This window comes from Stieleria neptunia (genome assembly GCF_007754155.1).
Classification (GTDB): Bacteria; Planctomycetota; Planctomycetia; order Pirellulales; family Pirellulaceae; genus Stieleria; species Stieleria neptunia.
The window spans coordinates 8,933,682-8,946,293 of the sequence record NZ_CP037423.1 but is presented as its reverse complement, the minus strand read 5'-3'; the positions used below and the strand labels follow the sequence as shown (position 1 = coordinate 8,946,293).

Here is a 12,612-nt window from a genome sequence, read left to right as displayed (position 1 = left end):
GGTGCGTTGCCACCAAACGGCGCGATGTTGGTTCGCGCCGTTCCGCTAACACATATCGTTGATTGTTAGCGGCAGGGCGCGAGCGGGCTGTCGATTGAGTCGGGATCTGCTGAGTCTATGGTGAGCCGCTGGCCGTAAGGCCTCGGGCAGCGTCGCAGTGCCCGGCCGCTTACGCGCCCGCGGCTCACAAAAACGACAGCCCGCGAGCCCTCCGGTCTGTCAATCGATCGACGGCGAGGCTTCCTGCTTGAGCAGTTGGATCGTCTTTTCCATCACGTCGGCATTGTCCATCAGGAAGCTGTGCAGCACGGGGACGGTCGTAAAGCTCTTGGCGCCGTCGAGTTTGGCTTCTTCGATCCCGACCACAAAGTCTCCTTCGCCATCGACCAACGGATTGGCCACGGGCGTCGTGACGTCGCCGGCGATGATGTGGAATGGGAACGGCGGGACGGCCAGTTTGGGGGCAAGCTGTTTCCAGTTTGCGCCCAGTTCCATCCCGCCTCGACCGGTCACCCAGCCAAAGACTTTGGTCGGCGCCAGCCGCTGGGCGATCATGGCGCCCTGGTTGGGAGGCCCCAGCATGATCATCGATTCACAACGCGGCAGAATCTGGTGCGGGTCCCCGTCGGTTTGCAGGTCGCCGATGAGGTGACGGACCACAATGTTTCCCATGCTGTGACCGACGAAACTGAACGTGTCTTCGCTGGGCAGGTCTTCGAGCAGCTCACGCAGTGCGGCGGCGTGGTCTCCGATCGAACCGCGGGTGCTGGCGTAGGAAAATCGGATCGCGTGCGGATACCCGTTGTCGGCGAGTTGTGTTTCCAACGCTTTCATGCTGCCGCTGGTCCGCATCAATCCGTGCAGCAGGATCACGTGGTGTTTGCCAGCCGTCTGGGCGGTTTTGGGGCATTTTTGATTGAGCGAATCGACGCATTGTTGTTTGCTGCCCCAGGCACGGCGATAGCTGTCAGCGTCGATCAATCGCCAGTGCCCCGTCAACGCGTTTTGTTGCACGCGGTAGCCGTCACGCCACAGATGGTCCGTCCACGTTTGGTTGAAATGGGTGGTTTTCAGCGGCACGTTGAAATTGGAGGCGTCCGTCACGGTCGGGTCCTCGGAATGGCCCACAGGATGATGAAATTCAAAGCATAGCGAAGCGGCCAGGGCGATGGTGAGCAGGGTTCGCATGTGACGGCTCGGGGCGTTGGGGGCGGCGTGTTGGGGTGCTAGACAAGGAAGAGCCCCTGTCTGGAGAGATCTTCGCAGAAATTCACCCGCTGGTGGAAAAGCATTGCCGTTGGTTCCCATTCGCCCGGGGGGCAATCGCAATCGGGAAGCCAGCGACTTTGGCTCCGAACGGTTAGCGGAACGGCGCGAGCCGTCCGGTCGCGTTTGAAAAACACCGTGAAAGACCGGAGGGCTCGCGCCCTGCCGCTAACAAAAAACACCCCGCTCGGCGTCAATGTTGATGGCATTGCACGCAAGCTGGAAGCTTACGCCACTTCGGCTGACCGGTCGCTAGCGGCTGCTGCTGGAGCTTCGTCGGCTGACGCGTTCGCCGCGTTTGCTGAGGAATTGCGTCGCTTCCTCGGCCACCAGGACGGTTTCACCCGAGCGGATTTCGGTTCGGAAACGGTGGTGGCCTTCGCTTTCGGCTTCGGCGATCACGCGGATGTGAATCTCTTCGCCGGGACGGATCGTTTCGATCGGGTCCAGCAGCACTTGGCCGGTCAGGACTTGGCCCGAGTGGCCTTCGATGCGACGCGGTTCGATGCCGTTGCTGAACTGTGCGATCGCACGGACGCCGTTGGCTTGGCGGCTGCCGCGGTTCCTGATCACGATTTCGTAGACGACTTCTGAACCGACCGGTGCCGGAGCGGCGGGGTCTTGCAGGGTCATCACGAGATCGGCGATCGATTCGACTTGCGTGTCCAAGGCGACGGCCGTCTTGCCCGCGGCACTGCCGGCGGCGGTGAAATCAAAGGTCTGTTTTCCCGGCGAAACCATGCTGCACGAGAATTCATAATCGCGTGACGCACCCGGCGGCAGCGATTCGATTTCCCAGGTCAGCTGGGTGCCTTGTTTTCGCGCGATGTCGATTCCGCCTTGATAGTGGATTCCCGGCGGCAGCCCCAGGCTGGCGGTGACGTTCTTGCACGTCGCCTTGCCCTTGTTGCTGATCTGCAGGTGGTAGATCGCGTCGGTGTTCTGGTACTTCGCTTCGGGGCCGGCCAGGACGGCTTCCAATTCGGCGGCCGAAACCTGAATGGTCTTTTCGGCTTGCGCCTTCAGGCCCAGGTCCCCGGCGGCGAGGCCGTGGATTTTCAAGTCGCCCAGGTCTTGGGCCGTCAGTTCGACTTCGAACTGGGCTTCTTTGCCGCTGGGGATGTCACCGATTCGCTGTGTTTGTGGCGTCGATGAATTGGGCGACAAGGTGAACACGACGTTGGGCGCCAGGCCGTCGCCGGGGTTCAGCACGCGTACCTTGTAGGTTTGCGATTCGCCGTAGACGACCTCCTCGGGGCCTTCGATCAACAGGTCCAGCAGGGGCTCGCGGACGTGGACCTTTGCGACGCTGGTCTGTGGCGTCAGCGTCCAGTCGACATCCAATCGATGGGTGCCGCTCTGGCGGGCTTGCAGCCGCAGGAACAGTTTTTCAGTCTTGCCGGCGGGCAATGTGTCGAGGGTCCAGACCAAGCGGTCGCCCGCTTTCAAACCTTGGCTGTCAATGTCGCCACGGGTTGTGCTTTGTCCTTTGATGTCTGCCCAATCGGGGACGACGGCGCGGACCATCAATCCTTCCGCGTCGATCGCACCGCGGTTCTCCACACGGATTTCAAACTCGTGCGTCTGCCGAATGATCACGCTGGACGGGCCGTGGGTGACCACGCGCAGTCCCGGCAGTTCCGAGGCGACCGCGGTATGGCCGGCAAGCAACTGATTGGCTGCCGATTCGCTGACGGACGATTCGCTGACGGACGGGCGCGGTTGCGAGGGGGCTTGGAACGGTTGGTCGATCGCCACGGTGGATGCGGCCGGCGGCGCGGATTGCGGCGCGGATTGCGGCGGCGCGGAGTACTGCGGCGCGGGGTGCTGCGGCGCGGGGTGCTGCGGCGCGGCCGAAACAGGCTTCGTCGGCGGTGCGGGCATGGATGCCATGGGGGCACCCAGCTGGCTGCCGCTGGGGCGAGTCGGCGCCGGGGCAGTCGTTGGGGCGTACCGCCGATCGGGTCCGACGGAGATGGTCGGTTGCTGAGCCAGCTGCGGTGCCGCGCCAGGCAAAGTGCCCTGCGGTGCGGTGCGAGACTGCGGAGGCGTCGGGTTGGGATAGTGACCGTAGATGTAAGGGTTTTGTGAGATCGGTTGCGTCGGGGCATACGGCTGCACCGTCATCGGCGCGGTCGGGATCGTCCTCGGCGCGGCCGGCGCGGTGGCCGCCTGGGCGCTGTTGGCCACGCCTGAACCGATCGGGGCGGCCGCGGGGCCGAACGGCAGGTGTGCCGGGTTCAAGGCCGCGCGGGGTTGGGGCCGCGGTTGGAACGAGGAGGCCGGAGGGCCGATGCGATGTCCGGCAACCGATCCGGTCGGCCCGAATTGGGGTGCGGCCGGAGCGGGCATGGGGGGCGCGGCCCGTTGCGGCGTCGCCAGGTCGGTCGGCGACAGGGGCACGGACTGTGGCTGGGGCGTCGCCGCCAGTTCCGCAGGCGGTGCTGCAGCCGGTGTCGTCAGATTGGGCGTCGCCGGTTGCGGGGGCGCCGGTTGCGGGGGCGCCGGTTGCGGGGGCGCCGGTTTTGGCGTTGCCGGTTTCGGATTCGGGGCGTTCAACGCGATGGCGGCTTCCGCTGTCGGTGCAGACGCGGTGTCGGCCGGTTCGGGCTGCATCGGCATCGGTGCGTCGGCAAACTGGGGTGAAACGCTGGTCTCGCGTCGCGTCTCGGGCGGCGTTGCGGCCGCGATTTCCGCCGGGGCAGCAATCGCATTCTTGGCAGCCACGTCAGCCTGGGCCGTCGGCGCCGGTTGGGGGACGGATCGTTGCGGGGCCGCAGCAATCATCGATTCGCCGCTTTGCGACGCTGCGATGGCGTCCACGCTCGTGCCGGATTCGGGCTCGGCGGCGGATTCAGGCAACGTCGCGACGGACGCCGGCTGGGATGCTGGCTGCGGTTTAGGCTGCGGATTGATCGCGATGTCGGCAGCCGGAGTTCTGTTGGGCGGCGTGGGCTGACGGGCGGGCTTGGCGGCCACCGGTTTAGGCGTTGCCGGTTTGGGTTCGGTTTTGGCCAGCGCGGGCTTGGGCGTGGGGGGATTCAGCTTGGGCTGGGGGACAGGCTTGGATTGCGTTTCCGGTTGGGGCTCTGGTGAGACATCGCGTTTGGCCACCTTCGGCACCAAGGTTTTGCTTGCGACGCTCGCTTTTTGGGCGGCGGCGATTTCGGAGGCATCCAGGGTGGGGACGTCGCGGCGGCCGGACCGTCGGCTGCTCGACAGGATCGACAGCGCGGCGTTGTCGTCGCGTTGAACTCGGCTGGGGGCGGTCTGGGGCGGAGCGGTTCGACGGCTGGACGGAGCGGCTGCCAGGGCCGGGGGCTGGGGAATCGCCGGACTCATCCGCGGGCTGGCATGGGTCGGCGATGGCGTTGACGGGCGCGTCGCGAGTTGCGATGGGCCGTTGAAACGTGTTTCATTGGGACGTGGATCGCGAATCGGCGTGGGCCCTTTGGCGGGTGATTTGGATCGCGCTTGGTGGTACGGAATGCCCTGCCAGTCGACCGTCGGGGGCGGGGTTTCGGCCGGTCGCGCGGCAGTTTCGGTGCGGCCGGGGCGTGATCCAAAAATGTCGCCCAGGATGCCCCTGGACTGAACCGCTTGATTGGCCGGTTGAGGGGTCGAGGTTCGCGGTGCGGTCCTGGCTTGGGTGGTCGTCTTGCTCGCGGTTGCTCGATGGCTGCCCCCGAACAGGCTGGGAATCAGCGACAGGCTGCGATTCGGGTCGACTTTCGGAGCCGTCGGCTGCTTGCCGACGACTTGCCGGATCGGTTCTTTTTCGCCCATGGGTCGCAAGCCCAGCGCGTTGCGGACCGACGCGGTCACGTTTTGCGACGTGGTTGTCGAATCCGACTCCCGCGCCGATGTGGCTCGCGCGGCCGCTCGGCGGGACGCGTCACCGGGGGTTGCCGCCGTGACGGGACTGGCAACCAGTAGCGTGGCGAGCGAGTAGAGAGCGAATGATTTGATGTGTCCGCGCAGCATGCGTCCATCTCGTGAAGTGCGTAAAGAGAGCTTGTCATTCACGGTATCGGAATCGCCGCTGAAACAATTGAGTAGAATTTGACGGTTGTGCGGAATGTCTGGCGGCCGCTGCGGTTTCACGCCGCCGCTGTTTCACGCCTCGACCGCACTTTGCACCCACCACGACCCGTCACCCCACGTCAAACACACTCCCATGAAACTCCGCCCTTGGTCTCTCTCAATTCGATCCCTCACGCTCTGTACAGGTTTCTTCATGACGTCTGTTGTTTCGGTCCCCGCCGCCGCCGAGACGGTCGATGTTTGGTTCGGAACCTCGACGTCGCGACGGGGACCCAGCAAGGGGATCTATCACGGGAAGTTCGACACCGACAGCGGCAAGCTGACCGACGTGGAACTCGCGGCCGAAGTCGGCAGCCCGGGGTTCTTGGCGAAACACCCCAGCGGCAAGATGCTTTACGCCGCCGCCAGCGATGACGGGACGCCAGCGATCGTCGCCTACGCAATCGAAGGCGGTGGCGGAGAGGCGACGCTGGTCAAAGACAGCAGTGTGCCGATCGGCGACGGCGGCGCGGCTCATGTTTCGGTCAGCCGCGATGGCAAAGTCGTCTTGTCGGCGCAGTACGGGGCGGGATCGACCGCCTGCTTTTCGCTGGACGATTCAGGCAGCCTGGTCAAACGAACCGATCTGCAAAAACACCCGGTCGGATCCGGCGTGATCCCGAACCGCCAGGACACCGCTCACGCCCACTGGACGGGAACCTCACCGGATGATCGTTTCGCCTTCGTTCCCGACCTGGGGTTGGACAAGGTCGTCATCTACAAACTGGATACCAGCAACGCCAGCTTGCAGCCGCACGGTTACGGCATCTGCCCTCCCGGCAGTGGGCCACGGCACATGAAGTTCCATCCGAACGAAAAGACGATCTACGTGCTCAACGAGTTGGCACTCTCGGTCACGGTGTTCGATTACGACGCCCAGGCCGGGACGATGACGCCCATCCAAACGATCGAAACGCTGAGCGAAGCGGTCAAGGCGAAGGAGGTCTTCAACAGTTCCTCCGAGATTCGCGTTCATCCCAATGGCAAGTTTGTCTACGCGGCCAATCGCGGCAACGACACGATCACGGTTTATTCCGTTGACGCATCGACGGGCAAGTTAAGCCTGGTCGAAGTCGAACCGATTCGCGGCGCGTGGCCGAGGAATTTTAACTTGGATCCGTCGGGCAAGTGGTTGCTGGCCGCCGGTCAAGCTTCCAACACGGTCGCGATTTTTAAGATCAACCAAGACACCGGCGAGTTGCAGTTCACCCGAGACGCGGTCTATGTCCCCAGTTCGATTTGCGTGCTGTTTTAGGGGGCATGGGGCCGTCGGTAACGGCGTGGCAAGACGATGGGGGCAAGACGATGGGGGCGGGATGATGGGCGACTGGGGCGTCGGCGACTGGGCTTGCGCGGTTCGGATTGATTGGGCCGCCCACTCGCGGTGGCATTGAGTTCGTCGCGACCGCGCGCCGAATGCATCATTCCATTACAATTGGCATCTCGGTTGATGACGGTTGTGTCTCTTGAAATCTGTTTGCTTGCGTAAAGGCCGTGCCACCAAGTGCTTGAAACGGGGGGTGATTTTTGTTTTCTAAACCGTCCTTCGTCGTTTCGTTTGCCTTATTCTTGATCGCTGTTCCTGTGGCATCGCAGGCAGGGATGCCGAGTGTGCTGCCGTCGGACCTGGAAACGCGTTGGGTCCAGTCGTACGAAACGAAATTGCGGCTCGAATCGATCTCTTTTTTTTGGCGTGGGACTGCTCGCGTCTATTTTTGCGGTCAAATTTCTTTGGAATTCGCTAGCGTCCAGCGTTCCCAGCTTGCCACGTCTCGATTTTGTCCGAGCGTTTGCGGTCGTCGCTTTATGGGGATTGGTCTTTACCCTTGTGCTGACCATGATCTCTGGAGCCCGCGAGTTGTTGACGCCGGGCGCTTGGAAGCAGAACGGATTCACCTATGAATTGGACAGCGGACCGGACCCCTCCGGATCCCCGGCCTCGCCCGATCAAGGTTCACCATGAACGAAGCCGATCCGTCGCCGTCTGACAAGTCCGATGACCTGCCGAAGCCGAGATTTCCGGTTCGACGGATCGGCAGTTTGGTGGCGGCGTTGTTGTTGCTTCTGCGGTGTGGATTCCAAATGGGCCAGACATTGCTGTTCGGGTGGATCGGCTTCGCCCGACGCGTCTTGCCGGCCATGGAAGTGAACTGGCCTGAGTCATTTCGAGGCCAATGAAAACATGCGTGGGTTCAGCTATCAAGAGTATGAGGGGAACACGTCCAGCATCATCATGATCGGCGAGGTCCGCAGTCAGTTTGAACCGTGGGGAAAGCCCAATACCTATCGAAGCGTGGAATTGGGATTGAACCGGCACCCGCGCGGATTTGGCGGGCCGTCGTCACGTGACAGCGTGATGTTCTTAATGACGGACGGATCCGTGCGGACGATCCGTGCGGACGATCAGCGACACGGTCGACCCCGAGGTGCTTCGATCACTGAGCGGTGCCAAGCGGTAGCATCGAGCGATGCTGCATTCCGTTTCTCATAGGGCTGTTCCGAGATGGGGTGCCGTCGGCGTTCTCGCTGCGGCCAAGTGTACGTCATTTAAGTCGAGACACGTGTGGGAGAACGGGTGTCAAGCGAAATCGAATCCTGGTCGAGAGTCGTCATCTTCCAGTCTGTTGTTTCGCGTTAAGTAGTCTCGCAACACGTCCTCGGTGTAGCGTGGGTCGTTGTTGAGATCACGTTGCGAGTGGACCTGGTAAGCGGTGAAGTTGGGCATTTGTGACTGAAGATGCAAGAAAAAGTCACGGCAAACCGGATCTGTGCAACTATGGGCCAAATGCAGTTTTTGATCCAGCAGGTAAACGTGGTCACCGGTAACTGAAAAATTCACAAATGGCACGGCGTCTACCGGGGAGAGCTTGTCTAAATAGTGGTAGCGATACCGCAACGACTTGTACCAGCACGTGCGAAACGATTTGTATTTCGTAACAGGGCGGTGAACCTCTTGATAGTGTGATCGAACGTGTCTCAACCAATGTTGTCCATAGTCCTGTTCCAGGTAACGAGAGATCTGACTTTGAAGCACGATCAGCAGATCTTGCCCGCTACGGAGGTATTGTTCCGCAAGTTTCTCGATCTGTCGACTGACCGATCGAAGCTCGTGTCCGCTCTTCAGTCGCGTATCGTCGATAATCGATTGTCGGACAATTTTTTGCGGCACTGCCATGTCGGCCTGCAACGTTCTGTACAAGGTGTTTCCCTGGCTCCACTCATTGATACGATTCGGTTCCGTGAGGTCTGTCGGGTCAACAACCACGCTTTGTTGGTTGCGATTGTTCCATGCGTGTCGGGAGCGATACTCCGTGTAAGATTTGAACAGTTGCCGACGTCGAATGCTTGCTTGCTCGTCTGCTAGCGCGATCAACGCATTTCGATAACCCGCATCCTCGCGATCGTCTATCTGATCGGCCAAGTACCGGAAGTAAATTTCTTGCTCTAGGCTTCGTTGCTGGGCGCAAAAGCTGCGAATTCCGTGTTCACTCGCGGGCACCGTTATTACGGGATAATTCCTGCAGTAGGGCGAACAAGGTGGCAACAGGGATCGGGCGATCTGCGCAATGACATTCATTAATTGTGGATCTTCCATCGTGCAGGATCCTGAATGGTTGGGGAGGAGGGCAACGCAATTGCCGTGCACGCAACAAGCCAAGGAGTCTCGGCTCGGACGGATCGCTCAGGAGGTGGGACAAGGGTGGGAGGGCAATCAGAGAGATCATTTCACCGGATGGGGGAAAGTCAAGGAATTCAGCAATCGCCTGAAACGCGAAGATTCGGCGGACAGATTTTGAAACGAGCCGCGTGGATTTCCCGCGGATTTCACAGTTTTTTGGGGAATAGGCTGAAAAACAAAGATTTTTCACGCCATTTCTCAACCGCAGCGGTCTCACGTTGCAACAGGGTCATAGCGAACGAAACATGTTCGTTCATGAACAAATTCCACATCTCAGAAAAGGTGAATCCGATGAGGCCTCCATTTCACGCCCGTACAGCACCAGGCACGACGGTCATATTTGTTTTCCTCTCAATAGATTCATCGCCGTTTCTTTCAGATGAAATTGTTAGGTAAACTTCCCGACGGAGCACCCGTCACAACCGGCAGCCCTACTCGAGAAGGCTGTTCTGTCAGTTGGCGAGAGCAGTAGCGATCTATTTTTCTCAGAACGAGTGATGTGAAGAGGGAGCTGATCGTTGATGCGACTTCGCGTTCGTCTGACATAGGACCGTACGTAATGAAACCCAAAGTAGTCGACACCGCACGTGGGACGGCCAAAGAGAGATTCAATACTTCACAAATCCATTTGAAAAAGGTCTATGTAGATTGTCAGCCTGTTTTCTTTAACGTGCTCGCCAAATTATCGCGTGATGGTTTTGCGACACCGCCTTCGGACGCGTTCGATCACATCAATGAATTCTTGGTTTCAGAGTGGCCTGGAATCGCTGAGCGATTTGATGCGACGAAGGGGACGATCAAGGCGTATGTCTACGGTGCTTTCCTGCGCTTTGCCCGGCGACGAATCGCGAGACAAAAGCGATGGTCTCATAGTTTGGTGAGCGTTAACGACCTGGTTCGAATGCAAGGACCGTCGCAAGAAGCCATTGAGTCGGCGATTGAACAAGAAGACGAAGTCTTGACCAGTGACTTCTTGAAGCAGTTGCCGAAACTGCACCAAGCGATCTTTACCGAGTATGTGCAGTCAGCGAACGCGGACGAACGGACCCTCGCGAAGGCGTACGGATTGACGCGTTATCGACTACGTGAACTTTTGGTCGAATCCATTGGCCGTATTTCCGTCGCATTCGGACAGCAAGATCAATTTCCCGCAGATCACTGGGCCGTTTTGCATTCCCTCTGGTCGGACTTGCTCACTCCCGCCGAAACGGCCGCAAAGTTTGGTTTGTCGACGGACGTTGTCCGGGAAATACGCGATCGTCATGGTACGCGTTTATTGGCGAATCTACGAAAGTTGCGCACAAGAAAAAGATCAACAAATTGGAATCATACGATGGACACTTCAACGGCCGGTTTTCTCAAACACGTCTTTCTCTCTCCAGGTGAAGAAGTCTTGTTGGATCAACTCCATGATCGTTACCGAGAAGTCTCGCAGCTTCTTTCGCTCGAGGAGGTCACCTTCACCGATCAGGAGCTGAAGGTGTTACAAGACAATCCGCAGTGGGTCGCCAAGGTGTACGGCGCGATCAGCGGTGATTCTCCATTGTCGCCAGAAGAACAGGAGGTGGACGATGCCATTGGGATCGCATCGGCAGAAGACGATTCTGCCATCGTGGATGCGATCCTGAATTACCTGCTGCCGAATTTGCCTGATTCGTTGACCAATTGGAGTACTCGATTTGTCGATGGTGCCGATACCGATCGAGCAAAGGATGAGTGGGATGACTTTGTCGGTGAGGCGTCGTTAAGCGAATCGAAAACGAACGCATGGCCCTTTGTCGGCGACTTGCTTGCCAACGGATTGAATCCATTCATGTTATTTGAAAGCATCCATTCCATCGCGCAACTTGCCGAGCGTCTAATCAAAGTTCCCATCGATTTTAAGGGAAGTTCCGACGTTGAGATTTCATTCGCGACACTCGTCGATTCTTTACTTGAACAGAGAGAGCATGGAGGGTTGCGCGAAGTGCAGATCCAAGTTAAGGGTGAATCGATTCCCGGAGTCACATCTCCAGTGATACCCACGGACTTGCTCGTTCGTGAAATATCACAGTACGTCGGATGTTCGGCAGGATTCGCTCACAGCCTATTGAATTGGGTCATCGATTGCGCGCAACTCACACCGAGGTTGTTTCTCGGTTTCGAGACCGAAATCGCGGGGCAGAATGGGGTCAGGTTGCGACTGGAGGAGGGAGGGAAAAACGATTCGGTGCAAGATTTGTACGTTCGCCTGACACCGCAACCACGGGGAGTCGAGCCTGCGGGCGAGCCTGCGGTTGTCTTTACGGATTGACGCATCGGTTGAATTGACGGGCATGTTGCTACGAGTTGCCCGACGCTATTCGGAGCAGCATTCCCAATGCTCGGCCCCGTCAATTCAGCCATAGGGATAGACTTTGATCTCTTTGGGCTTCAATCCTTTTACAGGCTTGAACTCCACGCGAGTTCGTTCAATTACCTCCACCGACCAGAACACCTGACCACGGCTGTCTGCGAATAGCCGGTGTAGTAACAGCGTGTTCTTCGGAAACGCTCTTTTCGGAAACTTGCCACGGATTGATTTCCATTCAAGTGGCACTCGGTCGGCTTGGGTCGTCGTACCGCATCGTGTTTCCAGGACACGGTTTGATTCTGGCACGGGCGGCACAAATCGGTGTACCAGCGGCACGTGTAGGTGCCCGGTCATGACCACGGAGATGCGATGATCCGCCAAGAAATGACTGAGTGCCTGGTGTGACGCAGATTTCATGCTCAGCGTCTTGCCCCGGCATTGATACGAATGATGGATTAACATCACCCGGATTTCGTCTGCGCAGCGACCCAGACCGTCTAGCATCTTATCAGCGACCATCAATTGACTCTGAAACGCGCCTCGAGCCATGGCCCGGTTTAAGCTATGAGGGGAAATGTCTGCATCAGAGTCGATGCGGACAAAGCGAATGAGTCGCCCGTCAGGAAGCGGACGCGTTTGACTGACATCAGGCAGCCCGGAAAAGTAAATGTTGACGGCTCCGTTTGGATTCCCCAACATCCAACCATTACCCGGCCATTGGTCGTGATTTCCTGCGATGCCTAAGTCGCGCCATGTCGACGCATGCAAGCCGATGTGGTTCCCAATCGGTGGCAGCAGCTGCGTCGCCAAATAGTCATCGGCGAGGTCGAATTGGTCGGGCCTGCCGCAACTGGTCACGTCACCGGTAAAGATCACTTCGGCGTTCTCGCGGCGGCGCATCGACGCGACATAGCGGGAAAGCTGTACGAGTGACTTGTGACTGTGACCAAGTAGGCCATCAAAGATTGACACGTTGGCCCACATCTTGTTCAACCACGCCGGGACGACCTGTGCACCGGTTCGTGGATCGATTGACGCGAAGTGAAGGTCAGAAATCTGTACAAATGTTGCTAGTCGCTTGCGCTGATCCACTTGAACTTGCCCCAAAACTAACCACGTTGTAAGCAAAGTTCCCTATTGTAACAAATTTCCCTGCCGGGTGGTGTGAGTGTAGCCTGTGGTATTCTGGGTATAACGCACGCGGTCTAGATTCCGTTCGGTCGACGTCGATCCATCGATCGGTTTGTTCGCC

The 12,612-nt window shown here is 59.0% G+C and carries 8 protein-coding genes; 4 read left to right on the top strand and 4 right to left on the bottom strand.

The window, feature by feature from the left end:
• Nucleotides 1-219 precede the first annotated feature (219 nt).
• Together Enr13x_RS31175 and Enr13x_RS31170 are read right to left on the bottom strand one after the other, a co-directional pair.
• Entirely contained in the window at nt 220-1,188 is a 969-nt protein-coding gene (locus tag Enr13x_RS31175) for an esterase/lipase family protein (RefSeq protein WP_145390839.1), read from the bottom strand.
• Between the two features lie 330 nt (nt 1,189-1,518).
• Nucleotides 1,519-5,250, bottom strand: a complete 3,732-nt coding sequence (locus Enr13x_RS31170) for a COG1361 family protein (protein ID WP_145390838.1) — start codon at nt 5,248-5,250, stop codon at nt 1,519-1,521.
• Between the two features lie 253 nt (nt 5,251-5,503).
• On the opposite strand from Enr13x_RS31170, the gene Enr13x_RS31165 reads away from it, so the two are divergent.
• The 3 genes from Enr13x_RS31165 to Enr13x_RS31160 all read left to right on the top strand — a co-directional run bounded on the left by Enr13x_RS31165 (nt 5,504) and on the right by Enr13x_RS31160 (nt 7,527).
• The gene (locus Enr13x_RS31165; protein ID WP_231743884.1) at nt 5,504-6,604 is read left to right on the top strand and encodes a lactonase family protein; all 1,101 of its coding nucleotides are present in this window, start codon (nt 5,504-5,506) and stop codon (nt 6,602-6,604) included.
• Between the two features lie 582 nt (nt 6,605-7,186).
• Nucleotides 7,187-7,312 (top strand): hypothetical protein, encoded by a 126-nt coding sequence (locus Enr13x_RS39495; RefSeq protein WP_261344159.1) that lies wholly within the window; start codon nt 7,187-7,189, stop codon nt 7,310-7,312.
• Nucleotides 7,309-7,527 carry a hypothetical protein gene (locus tag Enr13x_RS31160; RefSeq protein WP_145390836.1) on the top strand — a complete coding sequence of 73 codons (219 nt, stop codon included), beginning with the start codon at nt 7,309-7,311 and terminating at the stop codon, nt 7,525-7,527. Before Enr13x_RS39495 ends, Enr13x_RS31160 begins: the two co-directional genes overlap by 4 nt.
• 400 nt (nt 7,528-7,927) lie before the next feature.
• Here Enr13x_RS31160 and Enr13x_RS31155 read toward each other — a convergent pair whose 3' ends face one another.
• Nucleotides 7,928-8,770: a hypothetical protein gene (locus tag Enr13x_RS31155; RefSeq protein ID WP_145390835.1), complete on the bottom strand. Its 843-nt coding sequence runs from the start codon at nt 8,768-8,770 to the stop codon at nt 7,928-7,930.
• A gap of 1,591 nt (nt 8,771-10,361) precedes the next feature.
• On the opposite strand from Enr13x_RS31155, the gene Enr13x_RS31150 reads away from it, so the two are divergent.
• On the top strand, nt 10,362-11,321 hold the full coding sequence (locus Enr13x_RS31150) for a hypothetical protein (protein ID WP_145390834.1): 960 nt from the start codon (nt 10,362-10,364) through the stop codon (nt 11,319-11,321).
• 84 nt (nt 11,322-11,405) lie between these two features.
• Here the strand turns inward: Enr13x_RS31150 and Enr13x_RS31145 are convergent, their stop codons facing one another.
• On the bottom strand, nt 11,406-12,452 hold the full coding sequence (locus tag Enr13x_RS31145) for a metallophosphoesterase family protein (protein ID WP_197455477.1): 1,047 nt from the start codon (nt 12,450-12,452) through the stop codon (nt 11,406-11,408).
• Nucleotides 12,453-12,612: the final 160 nt, after the last annotated feature.